The sequence below is a fragment of the Salegentibacter flavus genome, from assembly GCF_900115145.1.
Taxonomy (GTDB): Bacteria; Bacteroidota; Bacteroidia; order Flavobacteriales; family Flavobacteriaceae; genus Salegentibacter; species Salegentibacter flavus.
Map to the genome: position 1 here is coordinate 191,307 of NZ_FOVL01000002.1, position 21,734 is coordinate 213,040.

At 40.6% G+C, this 21,734-nt stretch carries 17 protein-coding genes; 9 read left to right on the top strand and 8 right to left on the bottom strand.

The annotated features are described in order from the left end of the window. Positions 1–7: 7 nt before the first annotated feature. From pheT to recG, 3 genes are all read right to left on the bottom strand, one after another. Entirely contained in the window at positions 8–2,434 is a 2,427-nt protein-coding gene (gene pheT / locus BM266_RS03120) for a phenylalanine--tRNA ligase subunit beta (protein WP_093405721.1), read from the bottom strand. Between the two features lie 137 nt (positions 2,435–2,571). Continuing rightward, positions 2,572–3,492, bottom strand: coding sequence for a hypothetical protein (locus BM266_RS03125; RefSeq protein WP_139220584.1), 921 nt, complete (start codon positions 3,490–3,492; stop codon positions 2,572–2,574). 342 nt (positions 3,493–3,834) lie between these two features. Beyond that, the gene (gene recG, locus BM266_RS03130) at positions 3,835–5,934 is read right to left on the bottom strand and encodes an ATP-dependent DNA helicase RecG (RefSeq protein ID WP_093405726.1); all 2,100 of its coding nucleotides are present in this window, start codon (positions 5,932–5,934) and stop codon (positions 3,835–3,837) included. A gap of 108 nt (positions 5,935–6,042) precedes the next feature. On the opposite strand from recG, the gene BM266_RS03135 reads away from it, so the two are divergent. Beyond that, positions 6,043–8,157, top strand: coding sequence for a M1 family metallopeptidase (locus tag BM266_RS03135; RefSeq protein ID WP_245760375.1), 2,115 nt, complete (start codon positions 6,043–6,045; stop codon positions 8,155–8,157). 86 nt (positions 8,158–8,243) lie between these two features. Continuing rightward, on the top strand, positions 8,244–9,167 hold the full coding sequence (locus tag BM266_RS03140; RefSeq protein ID WP_093405728.1) for a patatin-like phospholipase family protein: 924 nt from the start codon (positions 8,244–8,246) through the stop codon (positions 9,165–9,167). Here BM266_RS03140 and BM266_RS03145 read toward each other — a convergent pair. Next, positions 9,164–9,685 carry a DUF7935 family protein gene (locus BM266_RS03145; RefSeq protein ID WP_093405731.1) on the bottom strand — a complete coding sequence of 174 codons (522 nt, stop codon included), beginning with the start codon at positions 9,683–9,685 and terminating at the stop codon, positions 9,164–9,166. The genes BM266_RS03140 and BM266_RS03145 overlap by 4 nt on opposite strands. Positions 9,686–9,858: 173 nt before the next feature. Further along, positions 9,859–11,139, bottom strand: coding sequence for an amidohydrolase (locus BM266_RS03150; protein ID WP_093405733.1), 1,281 nt, complete (start codon positions 11,137–11,139; stop codon positions 9,859–9,861). 149 nt (positions 11,140–11,288) lie between these two features. On the opposite strand from BM266_RS03150, the gene BM266_RS03155 reads away from it, so the two are divergent. Together BM266_RS03155 and BM266_RS03160 are read left to right on the top strand one after the other, a co-directional pair. Next, the gene (locus tag BM266_RS03155) at positions 11,289–13,607 is read left to right on the top strand and encodes an ATP-dependent helicase (protein WP_093405736.1); all 2,319 of its coding nucleotides are present in this window, start codon (positions 11,289–11,291) and stop codon (positions 13,605–13,607) included. A 199-nt stretch (positions 13,608–13,806) separates the two neighbouring features. Beyond that, positions 13,807–14,427, top strand: coding sequence for an L-threonylcarbamoyladenylate synthase (locus tag BM266_RS03160; RefSeq protein WP_093405738.1), 621 nt, complete (start codon positions 13,807–13,809; stop codon positions 14,425–14,427). A gap of 79 nt (positions 14,428–14,506) precedes the next feature. Here BM266_RS03160 and BM266_RS03165 read toward each other — a convergent pair whose 3' ends face one another. The 3 genes from BM266_RS03165 to BM266_RS03175 all read right to left on the bottom strand — a co-directional run bounded on the left by BM266_RS03165 (position 14,507) and on the right by BM266_RS03175 (position 16,903). Further along, the gene (locus BM266_RS03165) at positions 14,507–15,340 is read right to left on the bottom strand and encodes an OmpA/MotB family protein (RefSeq protein WP_093405741.1); all 834 of its coding nucleotides are present in this window, start codon (positions 15,338–15,340) and stop codon (positions 14,507–14,509) included. Between the two features lie 94 nt (positions 15,341–15,434). Next, on the bottom strand, positions 15,435–16,457 hold the full coding sequence (locus BM266_RS03170) for a glycosyltransferase family 2 protein (RefSeq protein ID WP_245760376.1): 1,023 nt from the start codon (positions 16,455–16,457) through the stop codon (positions 15,435–15,437). Beyond that, positions 16,454–16,903: a type I restriction enzyme HsdR N-terminal domain-containing protein gene (locus BM266_RS03175; protein ID WP_093405746.1), complete on the bottom strand. Its 450-nt coding sequence runs from the start codon at positions 16,901–16,903 to the stop codon at positions 16,454–16,456. Before BM266_RS03175 ends, BM266_RS03170 begins: the two co-directional genes overlap by 4 nt. 86 nt (positions 16,904–16,989) lie before the next feature. Between BM266_RS03175 and holA the strand changes: the two genes are divergently transcribed. The 5 genes from holA (at position 16,990) to BM266_RS03200 (ending at position 21,694) form a co-directional block, all read left to right on the top strand. Beyond that, positions 16,990–17,994, top strand: coding sequence for a DNA polymerase III subunit delta (gene holA, locus BM266_RS03180; protein ID WP_093405748.1), 1,005 nt, complete (start codon positions 16,990–16,992; stop codon positions 17,992–17,994). Further along, positions 17,994–18,896, top strand: a complete 903-nt coding sequence (locus BM266_RS03185; RefSeq protein WP_093405751.1) for a 1,4-dihydroxy-2-naphthoate polyprenyltransferase — start codon at positions 17,994–17,996, stop codon at positions 18,894–18,896. The genes holA and BM266_RS03185 overlap by 1 nt, the downstream gene beginning before the upstream one ends. A gap of 119 nt (positions 18,897–19,015) precedes the next feature. Next, on the top strand, positions 19,016–19,696 hold the full coding sequence (locus BM266_RS03190) for a metal-dependent hydrolase (protein ID WP_093405753.1): 681 nt from the start codon (positions 19,016–19,018) through the stop codon (positions 19,694–19,696). Between the two features lie 18 nt (positions 19,697–19,714). Next, complete coding sequence (locus BM266_RS03195; protein ID WP_093405756.1) at positions 19,715–20,749, top strand: o-succinylbenzoate synthase; 1,035 nt, start codon at positions 19,715–19,717, stop codon at positions 20,747–20,749. A gap of 3 nt (positions 20,750–20,752) precedes the next feature. Further along, positions 20,753–21,694: a CPBP family intramembrane glutamic endopeptidase gene (locus tag BM266_RS03200; protein ID WP_093405758.1), complete on the top strand. Its 942-nt coding sequence runs from the start codon at positions 20,753–20,755 to the stop codon at positions 21,692–21,694. Positions 21,695–21,734: the final 40 nt, after the last annotated feature.

A 21,734-nucleotide genomic window follows, 5' to 3' on the forward strand; every position in this document is an offset into this window, starting at 1 on the left:
GTTTTTGTTATCTCAATTCAGCTTTTAGATCGCTTTCAAATCTTTGCTGAAGTTTGCTCATCATCTTATCTACCTGTTTATCGGTTAAGGTTTTGTTCTCGTCCTGGAACAGAAAACTCACCGCATAACTCTTTTTACCTTCCGGTAGGTTACTGCCCTGGTATACATCAAAGAGATTTACTTCTTTAAGTATTTTTTTACCGGTTTGCAGAGCGATATTCTCAATCTCCTCGTAAGAAACCGATTCGTCCAGCAGAAGCGCGAAATCACGTCTTACAGCAGGATATTTAGGAATAGGATTAAATTTCTTTCTTTGTGCAGTGGCCTCCTCAATTAAAGCTTTCCAGTTAAAATCGGCAAAAAGCACCTCCTGTTGAATATCAAAATGTTTCAGAACAGATCTTTTTACTACACCAAATTCCACAAGCTTCGCTTTTTTAGAGCTCATCGCGAGACCTTCAGAAAACAAATCGTTTTTTGTTGCTGAGGATTTACTGTTGCTTACGCCAAGCCGGTCCAGGACGGCCATAATGATCCCTTTCAGATAGAAAAAATTGCCTTTTCCGGGAGTAATATTCCAGTTCTCTGCTTGCCTGTTTCCGGTTACGGTAAGCGCGAGGTGTTTTGTCTCGGTTCTACCGCTTACGAAGCTGTGATAAGTTTTTCCGAATTCGAATAATTTCAGACTGTTACGCTTTCGATTAATATTATAGCTGGCGGCTTCAAGTGCCGAAAACAGCATAGACTGTCGCATAACCGATAGGTCATGGCTAAGCGGATTCAGCATTTCTACATTATTTTCTTCCTTGATTTGTTCACTAAGTTTGGTATATGCAGGAGTGGTTAGCGAATTGGCCATACTCTCGTAAAAACCCTGTCCCACCAATTGATTCGAGATGAGGTTTTGTAGCTTATAGTCTTCAAATTTAGAAGAAATAGCTACAGATGCATTTAGCTTATCGCTGAATTTAATGTTGTTATAACCATAAACCCGCAGAATCTCCTCGATCACATCGGCTTCACGCATTACATCTACGCGATAGGAGGGAATAGTTAGGCCCATTCCGGTCTCGGTAACATTATTCACACGAATTTCAAGACTTGCCAGGATAGATTTTATAGTTTCTTCTTCCAGGTTTTCGCCAATGAGCTTATTTACCTTTTCAAAGGTCAGGAAGACCTGGAAGTCTTCAATTTTCTTGAAATAGAGGTCGTCTATGTCACTGGTAACTTCCCCACCTGCGATCTCTGTTATTAGAAGCACGGCTCTTTTAAGCGCATATTCTACGGAATTGATATCAATACCACGTTCAAATCTAAAAGAAGCATCGGTATTTAAGCCGTGTCTTTTGGCTGTTTTTCTGATGCTAACCGGATTGAAGTAAGCGCTTTCCAGAAATATCGTGGTAGTGCTTTCTGTAACTCCGCTGGTGATTCCGCCAAAAACTCCTGCAATACAGAGTGGTTTTTCGGCATCGCAGATCATTAGGTCTTCTTCGTGCAGTTCACGCTCAACTTCGTCTAAAGTGATGAATTTGGTGCCTGTTTTTAAGGTTTTTACGTTGATCTGGTTTCCGGCTATCTTTCCTGCATCAAATGCGTGTAATGGCTGGCCCAGTTCGTGCATTACGTAATTGGTGGCATCTACCACATTATTTTTTGGGGTGATCCCAATTGCCTTAAGCCTGTTCTGAAGCCATTTGGGAGAGCTTTCAACTTTAATATCTGAAATAGTCACTCCGCAATATCTTGGCGCCAGGTTAGAATCTTCCACACTAATCGGAATTTTCAGGCTGCGGCTGTCTACGTGAAAACTGCTCACCGATGGGGTGATAAGTTCTAAAGATTTACCCTGTTGTTGATAACCGGCTTTCAGGTCCCGGGCTACGCCCCAGTGGCTCATCGCATCGGCGCGGTTAGGGGTTAAACCTATTTCAAAAACCTGGTCATTTTCAACTTCAAAAATTTCAGCTACGGGTTTTCCAGGTTCAAGATCATCTTTCATAACCATGATCCCCTGGTGATCTTCACTTAATCCAAGTTCTTTTTCAGAACATATCATTCCAAAGCTGGCTTCACCACGTATTTTTCCCTTCTTTATTGGCCAGGCTGCACCTTTTTCATCGTAGAGGGTTGTGCCGATAGTCGCAACCGGGACTTTCTGCCCTGTAGCGATATTTGGGGCGCCACATACGATCTGTACCTGTTCCCCACTACCAAGAGAAACATTGGTAAGCTTTAATTTATCTGCGTTGGGGTGGTCTTCGCAACTAAGTACGTGTCCTACCACAATGCCCTGCAATCCCCCTTTTATACTTTGAAATTCCTGAATGCCTTCCACCTCCAGGCCAAGGTCGGTAAGTAATTCTCCTGTCTCCTCTGGCTTTTCAGGGAGTTTGATAAATTGCTTTAACCAGTTGTATGAAATCTTCATCGAATTGTTTTTTCAGGCAGCAAAGATAGTATTACGAACGGTTTTGGCATAATTTGAAATTTTAATTTTGACCTAATTACAAATTAAAAAGAGAAGCGGAAAGCTTCTCTTTTCGGAAATGGGCTAATATTTCGGGGTTAGGCTTTTCTTTTAAACCTCATTTGGTTCACTTTCTCCCATTCTTTACTATCCTCTTTTTGAAGATACACATCCCATTCAATATTGTCATTTCCATTACGGGTTATCTCGTGACGAGCCATTCTTTTTTCATTGTTCTGGATGTATTCCTCCATCATCTCCACCTTGTTTTCTCCAATGTTTTTAATATCTAATTTTGAAATTTCGATGCCGATGGGAGTTGTAGCATTTACATAGGCCATTTCAAACTGGTCGTCCATCGCATCATAGGCAATAATGCGTTCGCAGCAGGGATTGTTCTGTGCATTTGTATGTTTGATGCGTAAAACAGCATCGCCTGGCAGATAGGTTATACTTTGAGTACTGCTGGGAACATCTATAGCATTCCCATCCCGGTAATTGGTTTGTTCCATAACCCATTCTCCGGTTAAGAATTCGAGTTGGCGGTGTTTGTTCTCCAGTTTCGAGAGTTTAGCCTTCGAACCGGCAAGAATCCGGGTTTTTTCGTCTTCGCTGGAACTTTTTTGAGCTATCTCAATAGATTTTTTTAAATACTTTTTTGCCTCTTCAGTTTCCCCTTTTTCAATGAGGTAATCGGCATAGGAATCGTTAGGATTGGCTGCTTCAGGATATTCTTTCATATTATATTTAAAAATTTTTTCTGCGGCGGGCATGTCTTTTTCTTCGAGCATAAGCTTGTAGCCAATGTTGTTTAATTCCCATTCATCCCAGTTGTAGTTTTCTTTTTCCTCCTTTTTTAATTTCTCATAATGGGTAAGGGCTGCATCGATGCCATTTTTCTGGTATTCTTCAAAGACGGCCTCTCCAATAGAGTTTTTCTCCTTCTCATCCTGTGCAATTGCGCTCGTAACCAGACTCATAAAAAAGATTCCGGTTAACATCAATAATCTTGTCTTCATAACTCCTAGATTTAATAATTAACCTAATAAATTTACGAATTATCTCAGCTATTTAGGATCGCTACTAACAGGTGTAAATGCGACACAAATCTATTTTTAATGTTGTCGCGAATGGTAAGAAGCCTTTGTAATAGGGGCTTCTGGATACTTCAGCATTCAACCGAATAAACCAAAAGCCTGTCATTTAGGAGGGGAAAAATAAGGGAAACCCCGCAGCTGGTTTTAGGTTATAACTATAGAAGAAATGGCTCGCTTTAAGATTAACCTATGGAAAGTTAGAAGGTTACATTAGATTCCTTATTATTTTTTCGATGATATAGATGAAATTTGCGATGAGCTACGTTAACTAATGTAATTCCAGATCGTTTTCTTTCTGGAAATCTGGGCGAAAGTGTGGTGGAGCACCTTGTTTTTTTCTAGCTGAAGATTAGGGTCTTCTTTTAAAACCTTGATGGCGAGATGCCTTGCAGTTTTAAGAATGTCGTTGTCTTTAACGATATCGGCAATTTGAAGATTTAGTACCCCGCTTTGTTGGGTACCCATAAGGTCCCCGGGGCCACGGAGTTTTAGATCTACTTCAGCGATCTCGAACCCATCGTTGGTGGTGGTCATGGTTTGTAATCGGGTTTTACTGTCTTCCGATAGTTTGTGGCCGGTCATCAGGATGCAAAAACTCTGTTCGGCGCCACGACCCACCCTGCCGCGAAGTTGGTGCAGCTGTGATAGACCAAAGCGTTCGGCGCTTTCAATAATCATTACACTGGCATTGGGAACGTTCACGCCAACCTCTATTACGGTGGTGGCCACCATAATTTGTGTTTCTCCGCTCACAAAACGGTCCATCTCATAATCTTTGGCTTCCGCTTTCATTTGTCCGTGAACTATGGAAATCTGGAATTCGGGAAACTCCCGGGCAATACTTTCGTAGCCATCCATCAGGTCTTTATAATCCATAGTCTCCGATTCCTGAATCAATGGATAAACGATATATACCTGTCTGCCTTTTTTGATTTCCTCTCTTATAAAAGCAAATACTTTTAAGCGGTTGGCATCATACCGATGTACAGTTTTAATTGGTTTCCTTCCGGGCGGAAGTTCATCGATCACCGAGATATCCAGGTCACCATAAAGACTCATCGCAAGGGTTCTTGGAATAGGGGTGGCGGTCATCACCAGAATGTGAGGTGGGAGGTCGTTCTTCTTCCATAATCTCGCCCTCTGGGCAACTCCAAAGCGATGCTGTTCATCAATTACCGCCAGGCCTAAATTCTTAAATTGAACCTTGTCTTCCAGTAAGGCATGAGTCCCGATTAAGATGTCTATTTCCCCATTTTCCAGTTTCTCGTGAATCTCCCTTCTTTTTGAAGTTTTAGTTGAACCGGTGAGTATTTCTATACTGGTGTTTAATTCTTTACATAAATCAATTAATCCATTATAGTGCTGTACTGACAAAATTTCAGTAGGGGCCATTAAACAGGCCTGAAAGTCGTTGTCAAGTGCTATAAACATTGACATTAGCGCTACTATCGTCTTCCCGGAGCCTACATCGCCTTGCAAAAGCCGATTCATCTGTGCGCCGCTGCCTAAATCATTCCTTATTTCTTTGATCACTCGCTTTTGTGCTCCGGTTAAATCGAAGGGTAAATGCTCGTTATAAAAGTTGGTGAAATTCTCTCCCACTTTTTCAAAGACATATCCCTTGATCTTCTTTTTGTGAAGCAAATTTTTTCGGATGAGTTGCAGCTGTATGTAAAAAAGTTCTTCAAATTTTAAACGGAATTGTGCCTTTGCAAGAAGCTCCTGACTTTTGGGAAAATGGATATTAAAAAGCGCTTCAGATTTAGAAATGAGTTTAAATTCCTGTAAAATTTCTTCTGATAGGCTTTCAAAGAATCTGCCCTTGGCTTCCAGAAAAAGTTGCTGCGTGATCTTATTGATTACCCGGTTCGAAATTCCTGCTTTGGCAAGTTTTTCGGTTGAAGGATAAACAGGCTGCATCGCGGTGCGCAGTTGTTTTTTGTAATCTTCAACCAGTTCCATTTCGGGGTGTGGCATACTAAAAACCCCGTTGAACCAATTGGTTTTTCCAAAAATCACATATGGAGTGTTGATTTTAAGATTTTCTCTTATCCACTTTTGACCCCGAAACCAAACCAGTTCCATCTTTCCGGTACTGTCCACAAAATCGGCTACAAGGCGTTTCCCTCGTTTTTGTTCCACACTTTTAATATGCGTGATCTTACCAACAATCTGAACGTCTGCAGAATTACGCTGCAACTCATTGATCTTATAAAAACGGGTTTTATCTAAATACCGGTTCGGAAAGAAGTTGAGCAGGTCGCCATAGGTTTGAATGCCTAATTCCGTTTTCAGGACCTTCGCCCGGCTAGGGCCAACACCTTTTAGGTAGTCTATGGGAGTTTGGAGCAAATTGGCATTCATGGAAACGAAGATATTAAAATCAGTTTTTTAAGCTTTGATTTTCTTAAAAAATTATACCGTTGCGCACGGGGCAGGTTTTTCGTAATTTGGAGGTCATATAACTTCTGTATGAAATATCTTTTTTTAAGCATTTTAATGCTGAATTTCAGCGGGGTCTTTTCCCAGGATTCTATTTCTTCCCAACTCAGGAACCTCGATTTCGAAAATATTAATGCCAGCATTGTTATTGTTCCCGAATCCGGAAAGGTTCAGGGAGAGGTGGTTTACCAATTCGAGGTTTTAAACCAGGTGGATTCCGTCTACCTGGATGCTCAAAAAATGGAATTTTCTGAAGTGAAAGTTAATGGAAAAAGCATTCCGACCAATAATACCGGGAATGTTCTGTGGTTAAAAACAAAACTTAAGCCTTCTGAAGCAAATGAGATCAGGTTAAGTTATTCAGCCAAACCGCAACAAGCGATGTATTTCATAAACTGGGATGTTCCGGAGAAAATTCCGGCTTCAAGACAGGTATGGACGCAGGGGCAGGGGAAGAATTCTTCAAACTGGATTCCGGTAATTGATAACCTGAATGAAAAAGCGGTTTATGATCTCAGCATTGATTTTAAGAAAGACTATGAGGTGATTTCCAACGGAGAATTGGCTTCGGTCGAAACCTTAAATGATTCGGTTTCCCGCTGGAATTTTCAAATGCAGAAACCTATGAGCAGCTATTTGCTGGCCGTTGCGGCAGGGAAATTTCAGAAAGAAGAATTGAAATCGGCTTCTGGGGTGCCAATGGAATTATACCTTGAAGAAGATGAGGATTCCCTCAGGGAGCCGAGTTACAGGTATAGTAAGGAAATATTTGATTTTCTGGAAGATGAAATCGGGGTGCCCTATCCCTGGCAGAATTACAAACAGGTACCGGTACAGGATTTTCTTTATGCAGGAATGGAAAATACCGGAGCTACCATTTTTTCAAGGGCTTTGCTTACCGATGAGGTAGGCTTTAAGGACCGGAATTATGTAAATGTGAATGCCCATGAACTTGCTCACCAATGGTTCGGGAACCTTGTTACCCAGGAAGCCGAAGAACATCATTGGCTACATGAGGGTTTTGCCACTTATTATGCCCTGCTTGCCGAAAAAGAGATTTTTGGTGATAATTATTATTACTGGAAGTTATATGAATCGGCAGAGCGGTTAAAGGAATTAAGCGACACGGGGAAAGGGGAAGTTTTGATGAGAAAGGGTGGCAGTTCACTCACCTATTACCAGAAGGGAGCCTGGGCTTTGCATATCCTAAGGGAAAAAGTTGGGGACGAAGCTTTTAAGACAGCGGTTAGAAACTACCTGGAACTCTATGCCTATCAAAATGTGAATACCGATAATTTTATTGCTGAAGTTGAAAGAGCCTCCGGGCAGGACCTTTCTGGGTTTATAGCCGATTGGCTTAAGCAAACCGCCTTCCAGGGAACAGATGCCTTGAACTCCCTGAAGCAATCTGAATTTATTCGAAATTATCTCGACATAGCCGCTTTGAGGGAGAGTCTGTTGGAGCAGAAGTCAGATCTCCTGAGAAATGCGCTTCAGAAGCCTGTAAATGATTATATAGGCCAGGAAGTGGTCTTTCAGCTGGCCGGAGAAACTTCAACGGAAGCCTTCCAGCTTTATAAATTAGCTTTTCAAAGTGAAAATATTTTTGTCCGCCAGGCAATTGCCCTGAGTATGGATGAGATTCCGCAGCAATTGAAACCTGATTATGAGTCTCTGTTACATGATGAATCCTGGCTGACCATAGAGGCTGCGCTTACTAATCTTTGGATGCAGTTTCCGCAGGAAAATACAAGATATCTGCATGAAACACGTGGACTTATAGGCTTCACCGATAGAAACCTGAGGATTCTCTGGTTAACCCTTAACCTGGCAACCCCAGCCTTTGAGCCGGAAAAGCAGCAGGAGAACTACATGGAGCTTTCTGGCTACACCGCTCCTCATTTCCCTTTTGAAGTGAGGAAAAATGCTTTTGGTTATCTTTTTCAGATAAACGCTTTCAGCGATGAAAATCTCAGAAACCTGATGGAAGCAACGCAGCACCATAACAATCAATTCAGGAGTTTTAGCCGGGAATTGCTTTCAGAATTACTAAAAAATCCTGATTATCGCCGCCAGTTGGAAATGCTAAATGCGAATTTGCCTGAGCAGGAAAGGCTTTATTTGTTAGAAAAATTAGAGAGTTAAAGGCTGAACTTTTATCTTCGTTTTAAATCATTTGCTTATTTTGGCGGGGTATGATTGATGTCAGAATATAAAAAGAAAAACAGGGAATGCGAGCATTGGTAATATCTGGAGGCGGAAGTAAAGGTGCTTTTGCCGGTGGGGTAGCCCAGTATTTAATTCAGGAAGAAGGGAAAAAGTACGATATGTTTCTGGGAACTTCTACCGGAAGCCTACTCATCCCTCATATCGCCGCGGGAAACATCGATAAAGTATATGAAATATACACCAATGTAAATCAGCGAAAAATCTTTAGTGTTAATCCATTTGTGGTTAAGAAAAAAGAAGGACGTGAATATGTGACTATTAATTACCTTAATACTTTTTGGCAATTTATTCGCAAAAAAAGAACTTTTGGGGAAAGCCATAATTTAAGAAAGCATATAAAACGTAATTTTTCACCTGAAGAATTTGAACTGCTGCAAACCTCGGTAAAGGATGTAGTGGTTACGGTGTCCAACCTTTCCAAAAACCGGGTGGAATATAAGTCTATACATGATTTTTCTTATGAAGATTTTTGTGACTGGATCTGGATAAGCTGCAATTATATTCCTTTTATGAGTCTTGCTAAAAAAGATGGTTATGAGTATGCCGATGGGGGCTTAGGTTGTGTGGTTCCAATTAGAGAAGCCATAAAACGCGGTGCAAAAGAAGTTGATGCAATCATCCTGGAGGCCGAGAATATGGAATACAATAAAGTGCTGGGAAAAAATCCATTCTCGTTAATGATCAATCTGTTCGGGTTTTTGCAAGACCAGGTGGAATATCATGACATCGTGGAAGGTAAACTCGCTGCCCTGAATAAAAAGGTGAAGCTGAATACCTACTACACTCCTACAAAACTTACCGAGAATTCTTTAGTTTTCAATAAAAAATTAATGTCTGAATGGTGGCAACAAGGTTTTGATCACGCCCGGGAAAGGCATATGCAATACCTGGAACAACGTAAGAAAAATTTCTTCGGATTCTTTTAAATAAAAGATTTTACTTCTTTTTTAATAAAAGCGAGTGCCGCATCTGTAGGCGCTGGTTTTTCCATCAGGTTCTTCAAAATGGCTTCCCGCAAAGCATCGGCAGTAGTTACTTCGTCTAAACCATTTGCTTTTCTAATAAGTCCGATGGTGGCATTTTTCGCTGTTTTAATGTAATCCCAGCAATCCCCGCTAAGGTAAATTTGTTGTGCAAGGTTATGTTCAAATTCCTGTTCTATGGTTCTTATAAGCAATTGTTCATATTGGGAGGGATCATCTGAATTTGGTTTTACACGGAATAATATTTTTCCCGGCGAGATTCTTTCCAGGAAAAGAGTCATTCTTTCGTAGGCCTGAAGGCGCATAGGCAAGGCTGTTTTCTGGTTATCTTTTACCAGGAGAAACCTGCGACGGCCTTCTTCACTTTTTATAAAGGATTTAAAAAAATAATAGGCCAGAGCGCCAACAATAAGTGCCGGTAAAAGTGCTAAAAGTAGTTGTGAAAGTTCTATCTGATTCATTCTTTTTTATCGTAAACCGAGGTTTCCTCAGTTTCTACTTCTTTGGTTTTAACTTCTTTTTTTGTATTTCCCACCTAGATGCGGGCATTCCAGGTGTTCTTTTATACTGCCGAAAGGTACTTTTTCTTTGTGATACGTAAAAGTTGAAGCCAGATTTTTCCCATATTCTGTAATTATTGATTTAAATAATCTATGGCTATTTGTGACATTGTTTTTACTCCCAATAGCATTCCGCTTTCATCGATGAAGAAGTCGGGTGTGTGATGTGGTGCGGGCTCGGTAGCGTCCAGGGGTTTTCCTCCAAGGAAAAAATAGAATCCCGGCACTTCTTCCTGGAAGTAGGAAAAATCTTCACCTCCCGTGGTGGCTTTCACCAATTCTACGTGATCTTTTCCGGCTACTTTTTGAAGAGTAGGCAGCATTTGGCTGGTTAGCTCCGGATCGTTATAAGTGATCGCGGTATTATTCTGAATTTCAATAGTGGCTTCGCCACCGTATGCCTTAGCGATGGCCGGAACCATTTCACGCATTCTTTTAAGGATAATTTCCTTCATATCAGGGTCAAGGGTGCGTACGGTTCCTATCATTTCAGCAGATTCAGGAATAATATTAAATCTCACTCCGCTGGTGATCTTTCCAACGGTGATAACCGCCGCGCCATCCACCAGTTTCGCATCGCGACTGATAATGGTTTGTAATCCATCGATGATCTTTGCTGAAATGAGAATTGGGTCGGTACCGCTCCAGGGAGCCGATCCGTGAGTTTGCTTTCCTTTTACGTTTATTACAAAACGTTCTACGGCTGCCATAGTACCTTCGGGTTTGTAGCGAATGGTTCCTACAGGAGTTGCAGAATTGATGTGTAAACCAAAAATGGCATCTACATCCGGGTCTTTTAAAACTCCTTCCTTGATCATAAGTCCGGCGCCACCTTCTTCGCCCGGAGGCGGACCTTCCTCTGCCGGTTGAAAGATGAATTTCACCGTGCCGTTGATCTTGTTTTTATTTTGAGATAGGACTTCGGCAACACCCATTAAAATTGACACGTGGGTATCGTGACCGCAGGCGTGCATAACTCCGGTTTGGGAGCCTAAAAATTCCGTGGTGACTTCAGATTTGAAAGGAAGGTCATTGCGTTCGGTCACAGGAAGTGCGTCCATGTCGGCACGCAGAGCAACGGTTTTCCCGGTATTATCACCTTTTAAGATTCCCACCACCCCGGTTTTGGCTATTCCGGTTTGAGTTTCTATTCCCAGTTTCTCAAGATGGGCCGCGATCTTTTCGGCGGTTTTAAATTCCCGGTTAGATAATTCTGGGTTTTGGTGAAAATCCCTTCGCCAGGAGATCACCTGTTCTTCAAGGTTTTCAGAAGCAATTTTGATTTCAGGATCGATTTCCTGGGCTGTAATGCCTATGCCGAAAAGGGCAAAGAATGCAAGGCTAAGTTTTTTCATAATAGTTTAATGTGAATGGGGTTAAATATATTTAAATTATAGGTTTTTGCCATTACATCATAAGTATTTGTTTTAAAAAGAATAGTCTTGTGGGTTTAATTTTCAGGGCATTTTGGTTAAATTCACCCCTTTAAAAAACTAAAGGAAATTTGGAAAATTATTTAGCCGAATTAAATGAGGCTCAGCGCGCTCCGGTACTGCAGAAGGATGGGGCCATGATTGTAATTGCCGGAGCAGGATCGGGAAAAACCCGGGTGCTTACTTACAGGATCGCCTACCTGATGAGCCAAGGTGTGGACCCTTTTAATATTTTGTCGCTTACTTTTACGAACAAAGCGGCCCGGGAAATGAAAAACCGAATCGCTAAGATCGTTGGAAATTCTGAGGCTAAAAATCTGTGGATGGGAACTTTTCACTCGATCTTTGCCAAGATCCTGCGTTTTGAAGCCGATAAACTTGGATATCCCTCGAATTTCACGATTTATGATACCCAGGATTCCCAAAGTGTGATAAGGGCGATTATAAAAGATATGCGCCTGGATAAAGATGTTTATAAGTACAAACAGGTTTATAACCGGATCTCATCTTACAAAAACAGCCTGATTACGGTGAAAGCCTATTTTCAGAATCCAGAACTCAAGGAGGCTGATGCGATGTCAAAAAAACCTCGTTTAGGTGATATTTATAAAGAATATGTAGAGCGCTGTTTCAAAGCCGGTGCGATGGATTTTGACGATTTGCTGCTGAAGACCAACGAACTCTTAAACCGGTTTCCGGAGGTGCTTCATAAATATCAGAACCGCTTCAGGTATATCCTGGTAGATGAGTACCAGGATACTAACCATTCCCAGTATTTAATTGTTAAAGCGCTTTCAGATAAATTTCAAAATATATGTGTGGTAGGAGATGACGCCCAGAGTATCTATGCTTTTCGGGGAGCGAATATCAACAACATCTTAAATTTTCAAAAGGATTATCCAGATGTTCAGATGTATAGACTGGAGCAGAATTACCGCTCTACTAAAAATATTGTAAATGCGGCAAATTCGATAATCGAAAAAAATAAGACCAAACTTGAAAAAGTGGTTTGGACCGAAAATGAAGACGGGCCAAAAATCGTGGTGAACCGTTTATTGACCGATGGGGAGGAAGGGCGTTTTGTGGCAAGCTCAATCTTTGAAAACAGAATGCAGAATCAGCTTAAAAACAGCGATTTTGCGATTTTATACCGAACCAATGCCCAGAGTAGGGCTATGGAAGATGCCTTGAGGAAAAAGGAGATCCCGTACAGGATTTACGGCGGACTTTCATTTTACCAGCGCAAGGAGATCAAAGATGTACTTTCTTATTTACGACTACTTATCAACCCGAAAGATGAGGAAGCTTTAAAACGGGTGATCAATTATCCTGCGCGCGGCATTGGCCAGACCACGATGGATAAATTGACTATTGCTGCCAATCAATACGGGCGCTCGATCTTTGAAGTTATCGAAAATATTGATCAGCTTAACTTAGGTATCAATAGTGGCACCCGCACCAAGCTGAAGAACTTCGTGAATATGATCAAGAGTTTCACGATACTTGCTGAAAATGCCGATGCTTTTACCGTTGCCGATACAGTAACCAAGAAATCCGGATTGGTTCAGGAATTTAAAAAAGACGGAACACCGGAAGGGGTTGCCCGAATAGAAAATATTGAGGAATTGCTTAACGGAATCAAGGATTTTGTTGAAGAACAAAGAGAGCTTGCCGATGCCAATGGTTCTTTAGCTGAGTTTTTGGAAGATGTTGCTCTTGCCACCGATATGGATAAGGACACCAGCGATGATGACAGGGTTGCGCTGATGACTATTCACCTGGCGAAAGGGCTGGAGTTTCCTTATGTATATATCGTAGGCCTGGAAGAAGATCTGTTTCCTTCAGCTATGAGTATGAATACCAGAAGTGAACTTGAAGAAGAACGCCGACTTTTTTACGTAGCCTTGACAAGGGCTGAAAAACAAGCATATTTAACTTACACTCAATCGCGATACCGATGGGGTAAACTAGTGGATGCTGAGCCAAGTAGATTTATCGAGGAGATAGATGAGAAGTTTATGGATTATATGATTCCGCAGGATGATTATAAATATAAGCCACTTATTGACACCGATATTTTTGGAGACGTAGATAAATCCAAGCTTAGGCAAACAAAGCCGCAAAATGGCACTCCACCACCGGCACATAAACCAACGGAGTCCCAACTAAGGAAACTTCGTAAACTCAAACCCCCTGCCACGGAGCCTCAAAAGGCAACAAATTCCATAAAACTGGAAGCCGGCAATGAGGTGGAACATTTGCGTTTTGGAAAAGGAAAAGTATTAAGTATAGATGGAGTGGGGCAGGATAAAAAAGCTGAGATCGATTTTGAAAATGGGGGAATTAAGAAACTTCTCTTGCGATTCGCTAAACTGAAACTGCTAAGTTAGGCCGTTAAACTTCTGTTATTTAAAGCCGCCAAAAGCGGCTTTCTTTTTATCTTCAGGGTAAACTATGCTTGTATGCTATTTCCTGAATTTAAAAATATAACTATCTACAGGAAGAAAAATTCAAAAGGAATTAAGTTTAAATAATAATCTGAAAACACCCGGAATTTTGTAATTTTTAGGGTGTTTTAAATATGTAATTATGGCTGAACTAATTAGAATTTACGAAGAGAATCCCAGTCCCAAACTTATTAATAAAGTGGTTGAGAGCCTGAAAAAAGGTGGTCTTGTAATCTATCCAACCGATACCGTTTATGGTATGGGGTGTGATATCACCAATACTTCTGCTCTGGAAAAAATCGCGCAGATCAAAGGTGTTAAGCTGGAAAAAGCAAACTTCTCTTTTATTTGTGAAGATTTAAGTAATCTCTCAGACTATGTGAAACAAATAGATACGGCAACCTTTAAGATTCTTAAAAGAACGCTTCCGGGGCCATATACCTATATTCTTCCGGGGAATAACAACCTGCCGAATGTCTTCAAAAAGAAGGAGACGGTAGGGATTAGAGTTCCAGACAACAATATTTGCAGGGCACTGGTTTCAGCTTTGGGAAATCCCATAGTTTCAACTTCCATAAGAGATGATGATGAAGTGCTGGAATACACTACCGATCCCGAGCTAATCAAGGAGAAATGGGATAACCTGGTAGATATTGTAATTGATGGCGGTTATGGAGATAATATTCCTTCGACCGTTATAGATCTTACAACGCCAGAACCTGAAGTTATAAGGGAAGGAAAAGGTAGCATCGAAATTATGTAACCTCTTAGGATTGCTATAAAAAGAGAGACCCCGCTTTAAACGGGGTCTCTCTTTTTATGAAAAATTTATATTGCTATAATTATTCGGCTGCTTTCATTCCTTCTTCGATCATTCCGTAGAATTGGTCAAGTTTTGGAAGTACTACGATACGGGTTCTGCGGTTTTTTGAACGTCCTTCAGCAGTTTCGTTAGATGCTACAGGAATGTAGTAACTTCTCCCTGCGGCAGTCATTCTTGCTGGCTCTACACCAAATTCATCCTGAAGAATACGCACTACAGAAGTTGCACGTTTTACAGAAAGATCCCAGTTATCCTCGAACATAGAAGTTTTAATTGGCTTGTCATCGGTATGACCTTCAACCATAAATTCTATTTCCGGACGGTTCTTTACAACAGTAGCAACTTTTCCAAGTACTTCTTTAGCACGTGAAGTTACATTGTAACGTCCGCTATCGAATAACAATTTATCTGAAATAGATACATAAACCACACCTTTTTCAACATTGATCTCGATGTCTTCGTCGCTCATATTTCCAAGGGCTCCTTTTAAGCTTGTAACAAGAGCAAGAGTAACAGAATCTTTTTTGTTGATGGCGTCACGCATTCTGGTTATTGCCAGATCCTTTTCTTTTATGCTCTCTAAAGAACGCTCAAGGTTTTCAGCTTCTTTTTTAGAAAGGGTTGCCAGATCCCCAACATTGTTTAGTAGGGCGGCATTGGTATTGTTTAGGGTAGTGATTCGACTGTTAAGACTTTCTTTCTCGTCTAAACAAGAATTTAATTTAATTGTGGCCGTGTTTAACTGGTCCTGGGTTTCTTTTTGCTTGGCTTCCAATTCTGAATATTTCTTCTGTGAAACGCAGGAAGAAAGTAAAACAGCAACAGTAGCCGATAAAAGCATGATTCGTTTCATAACTTGTGAATTATTATTAATGTTAGATGTCCCAAAAGTATCAAAAAAATACAAAGGGGAAAAGAAGCTTTAACATTAGTTTTTAAATGTTTTGCTATAAATCAGAGAATTTTCGCTTACCGCCTATAAAATATGAGATGACAATAGATTTTTGACTGTAATAATCTTTCTTTTTTGGTAGATTTTTACGTTTTTCCAAAAGTATAGTGATGTGCCTGTAAAAGCTGAGATGCGCCTGTAAAATAGCGTAGAAATGAGCAAATTTACCAGCTGCAATAAATTTTATTCCTGCAAGGGCATCAAGAATCATCCTGAAGAAGATAAGAAAGAAGGCTGCGGCTCCTGGCGCATTTTTCAACAGGGAAAATAAACTATTTCTGAAATTAAAAAAGGTCTTCCGTGGATTCATAGTGTTAAGGGTGGCTCCTCCCAGGTGATAAACCCTGGACCCACCTGTATATTTAATTTTGTATCCCAGGTTCTGCAGACGCCAGCAAAGGTCGATTTCTTCCTGGTGTGCAAAATAACTTTCATCAAGTCCGCCGGCCTCATAAAAAGCCGAATTTCTAATGGCAAGACAGGCCCCGCTTGCCCAAGAAATATAAGTATCGTCATTATATTGGCCGTGATCTTCTTCTAAACTGTCAAAAATTCGGCCCCGACAATAAGGATAGCCCAGCATATCTATAAAACCTCCTGCTGCTCCCGCGTATTCAAAATAATTTTTGTTTCTGTAATCCAGTAATTTGGGTTGTATCGCAGCAGTAACTGCTTCTTTGTGAAATATATCGAGGATTGGTTCTAACCAGTTTTCAGTAACTTCAACATCAGAGTTCAGTAGGATAAAAATATCTTCTGATAGATGCTTCAGTGCATCGTTGTATCCTTTGGCGTAACCACCATTCTCTTTATTCTGAATTATCTTTACTGATGGGAACTCTTTATTTACAATAGAAACCGAATCATCGGTAGAAGCATTGTCTGCCACATATATATTGGCGCTTTGAGAATGTTGGAGGACCGAGGGTAAAAAATCCAGGAGAAGGTCTCTGCCATTCCAGTTCAAGATAACTACGGCTATGCTTAGAGGTACCTCTTTATTTTTTTTGGTTTTCATTTCTTGTTCCATTCTGGAAGTTCCTTTAAAAAATTGTAGGTTTCCTGCTTATAATCCATCTGGCAGTAATAATGATCGAGCCCATTGCTAAGCATTAAATATTCAGCGTTAAGGCTTAAGTTATACCTGGCAATCTGGTCGAAGGTTTCCTGGGATATTTTCACTCCTGGGGCTTTGCATTCTACAATAAGAAAGATACTGCCATCAGAATTATAAACTATCAGGTCATATCTTTTTACGAGTTTCCCCAGTTTTAACTGTTTTTCCGCATTTATAAGACTTTTTGGATATTTTTTGTCTTCGATTAAAAACCGAACACAATGCTGTCTTACCCATTCTTCGGGAGTTAAAACCACGAATTTTTTCCGCAGTTCATCAAAAACGGCTATTTTATTTTCGTTATTTTTGAACCGAAACCGATACCGGGGAAAATTGAGGTCAAGCATAAGCCCAAAAATAGCAAAGTCGGAAGATTAATTTGTACCAGGCTAACAATTATATTCCAAAACTACCAGCGGAACTAAATCTTTACATGGAAGAAGCAAAACAAATCGTCAACAGCATCAGGCAGGGAAACATCAGTCCTATTTATTTTCTGATGGGAGAGGAACCATATTATATAGATAGGATCTCTGATTTTATCGCTGAAAATATTCTCGCAGAGGAAGAAAGAGGCTTTAACCAGATCGTGATGTACGGCCGGGATACTACAATAGATGAAATTACCAGCAATGCCCGCCGCTACCCAATGATGGCAGAACGCCAGGTGATTATTGTAAAAGAAGCCCAGGACCTTTCCAGAAGCATTGAAAGTTTAAGCGCTTACTCCGATAATCCGCAGCCTACCACGGTGTTGGTGATGTGCTATAAATACAAGAAGATAGATAAAAGGAAGAAATTATATAAATCGATTAAGCAATCAGGAGTAATCTTTGAAAGCAAGCGCCTGTATGATAACCAGGTTGGCCCCTGGATTCAGAAAACCTTAAAATCGAGGGGTTATAGTATTTCTCCAAAAGCGGCCCAGATGCTGGTAGAATTTCTGGGAACCGATCTTGGTAAGATCGATAACGAACTGGAGAAGCTTCAACTTATCACCCCTAAGGACACCCAGATAACTCCAGAGCTTATTGAGGAAAATATAGGTATTAGCAAGGATTTTAATAACTTCGAGCTGCGCAAAGCTATTGGAGAGCGGGATGTGCTAAAAGTACATCGCATTATCAATTATTTCACGCAAAATCCAAAAGACAACCCTTTGGTGATGACTATCTCCTTGTTGTTTGCCTATTTTTCGCAGGTGTTACAATATCACGGGTTGGCAGATAAATCCAAGAGCAATGTGGCAAAACAACTAAAGGTTAACCCATATTTTGTAAGTGATTATGTTGTGGCGGCAAGAAATTATCCAATGAAAAAAGTTAGCCGGGCGATTGACCTCTTATATCAAACCGATGCAAAGAGCAAGGGAATTGGGGCAGCCAATGTTTCCCAGGGAGACCTTTTAAAAGAATTATTGGTAAAAATAATGAATTAATGAAGAAATTAAACTCCTGGATAAGTGCTGCCCGCTTAAGAACCCTCCCGCTTTCGGTTTCCGGAATTATTGTGGGTACCACCATCGCCGTGCAACACGGGTATTTTAATATAGCTATTTTCAGTCTGGCCCTGGGAACTACTTTAGGCCTTCAGGTGCTTTCCAATTTTGCTAATGATTATGGGGATGGGGTAAAAGGAACCGATAACGAAGACCGTGTGGGGCCACAACGCGCCCTACAAAGTGGGTTGATTACCAGAGCAGAAATGAAACAGGGAATCATCATAACTGCGATAGGTACTTTGTTGCTGGCTATTTTACTTATCTACGCTGCCTTTGGGAAAGAAAATCTTCTTTTCGCACTCATGTTTTTTCTTCTGGGAATCGCCGCAATCGCTGCAGCTATAAAATATACTGTTGGAGAATCGGCTTATGGGTATCGCGGTTTGGGAGATGTGTTTGTATTTCTATTCTTTGGATTAGTGGCGGTTTATGGCTCATATTTTCTATATGCACACGAGTTTAAATGGGAAGTTTTACTTCCTGCCTGTACAATAGGCCTGTTAAGCATGGGCGTGCTGAATCTCAATAATATGCGTGACCGTAATTCTGATGAGAAAGCAGGCAAAAATACCCTGGCCGTGATCCTTGGTGAAAAAAAAGCTAAGAATTATCACTATGTCCTGATTCTGGCTGCAATTTTTTGTCTGGTTGTTTATACGGTCCTTAGTTTAGACGGTGCAAGTGACTTTCTTTATTTACCCGCGCTGGTACCTCTGGTGCTTCATTTAAAAAGGGTCGTGGAAAATGAAAACCCCATGTTGCTGGATCCCGAATTAAAGATCCTGGCACTTTCAACATTTGCTATAGCAATCCTCTTTGGGATTGGGCAGATTATCTGAGTTTTTAACAAAATTATATAAAGCGAGGACCATAAAGAAAATGCCTAATCCTTAAATTTACAGGTGAGGCTATTCAGCTGTTTTTAGTGTTATTATTATTCAACCAAAAATTTATTAAGATGAAAATCAGTTTTTACGGACAAAGTTGCCTGAGATTGAAGATAGGAGAGACCCACGTTTTGATAGATCCATTTATAACAGGAAATCAACTTGCAAAAGACAAGATCGATATCGAAGAGCTTAAGGCAGATTATATATTGCTCACTCACGCGCACCAGGATCATACGTTGGATGCCGAGGCTATTGCCAAAAGAACAGGGGCTGTAATTGTAAGCAATTTTGAAATTGCCAATCATTACGAAGCAAAAGGCATTGAAGTGCACCCTATGAACCACGGAGGAAGCTGGGATTTTGATTTTGGAACGGTAAAGTATGTGAACGCCATTCATAGCAGCTCATTTCCTGACGGCTCCTACGGTGGACAACCTGGAGGTTTTGTAATAGAAGGAGAGCATAAAAATATTTATATTGCCGGTGATACGGCCTTAACGATGGATATGAAGCTCATCCCGATGCAAACCAAGTTGGATCTGGCTATATTGCCCATCGGTGATAATTTTACGATGGGAATTGATGATGCCATTATTGCCAGTGATTTTGTGAAATGCGATAAAATACTAGGTTGTCATTACGATACCTTTGGTTACATTGAAATTGATCACGAAGAAGCTAAACGTAAATTTTATGAAAAAGGGAAAGACCTGATGCTTCTTGAAATTGGAGAAAACATAGAATTATAAATAAAAACACACCTGTAGATGCAGGCAAATTACAAGAAGTATATTTTAAAGTTTAAACGCCCCAGCGGAACTTCCCGGGGCGTTCTTACTACCAAAGAAACCTGGTTTCTACAAATCACCGACGGGAAGAGAACGGGAATTGGAGAATGTGGTATCCTTAGGAGTCTGAGCATAGACGATCGCCCGGATTATGAGGATAAACTAAAATGGGTATGTGCCAATATTCACACCGGCCCTGAATTTTTGTGGGAGGAATTAAAGGAATTCCCAAGCATTCAGTTTGGGGTAGAAATGGCTTTTAGATCGTTAAATTCTGAAAATAAATTTGAACTTTTTCCTTCGGAATTCACCCGGGGTGAGGCTGCCATTCCTATCAATGGCTTGATCTGGATGGGAGAAAGAGATTATATGAAGCAGCAGATCTCTGAAAAAATAGAAGCCGGCTTTGATTGTATTAAGATGAAGATAGGTGCTATCGATTTTGAAACAGAACTCGAGCTTTTGAAATACATCCGAAAAGAGTTTTCTCCCGAAGAAATTGAATTACGTGTTGATGCCAACGGGGCTTTTTCTGCTGAAGGCGCTTTGGAAAAACTACAGCGGCTTAGTGATTTTCAATTACACAGTATTGAGCAACCTGTAAGGCAGGGGCAATGGGAGGAAATGGCAGAATTATGTGCCAAAACTCCCCTTCCAATAGCTTTGGATGAAGAACTTATTGGGATTTTCGATAGCGAGGAAAAAGAAAAGATGTTGAATAAAATACAACCTCAGTACCTTATATTTAAACCCAGTTTAATTGGTGGTTTTAAAGGCACTCAGGATTGGATCGATCTCGCTGAAAAACAGAAAACCGGTTGGTGGATAACCAGCGCCCTGGAAAGTAATATAGGCCTGAATGCCATTGCACAGTGGACCTATACAAAAAATACAAAAATACCACAGGGACTTGGAACGGGAAGCCTTTACACCAATAATTTTGAGAGTCCACTGGAAGTAAAACACGGTCAAATTCAATATAATCCCGCGAAGAAATGGGATTTTAATCTTTAACAAATGTATATAGCTGAAGCTTTTAAATATCGTCATGAATTTTGGCGATATATTTTGGGAACACTTTTAGTGATCGCGGGGGTAATCATTGGGCAAATCCCTCTTGCTGTGGTGATTTTTCTTTCCGGAGGGATGGAAGTAATGGGAATGGAAGAGTCCCAGATAATGCAGGTACTCGAACCAAACCTCAATCTATTTCTAATGCTGCTAACTTTTGCTGTTGGGCTGGTAGCAGTTATTCTGGCTGCAAAATATCTTCACGGGCAAAGCTTAAGGTCTCTTACTACAAGTAGAAAAAAAATAGACTGGGGCAGAGTTTTCTTCGCTTTTGGACTTGTGGCTGTTCTTACCGTATTATTAAGTCTGGTAGACTATTATGCTAATCCGGAAGATTACGTGGTGAACTTTAAACCGGTTCCTTTCCTAATTCTCACCCTGATAGCGATAGTGATGATTCCGTTACAAACCAGTTTTGAGGAATATTTTTTCCGGGGCTACTTAATGCAGGGAATAGGTGTTTTTTCCGGTAATAGATGGCTTCCGCTCATAATTACCTCGGTTGTTTTTGGTGGACTTCATTTTTTTAATCCGGAGGTAACCCAGATGGGGAATATCATTATGACCTATTATATTGGTACCGGCTTTATGTTGGGGATTATGACTTTAATGGATGACGGTCTGGAATTAGCCCTTGGTTTTCACGCAGCCAATAACCTGGTGGCGGTACTACTGGTCACTGCTGAATGGACAGCTTTCCAGAGCCATTCAATTTTAAAGGATATTTCTGAACCTACAGCAGGATGGGACGTACTTGTGCCAATATTCATAATATATCCTGCACTTTTATATATTATGGCCAGAAAATATGGCTGGAAAGACTGGAAACATAAACTTTTTGGAAAAGTGGAAAAGCCGGAAACCTTAAAACTTTCAGAAGAGGCTTAAAATTTTCATAACTATTCGGTAACTTTAGGTAATTAGTAAA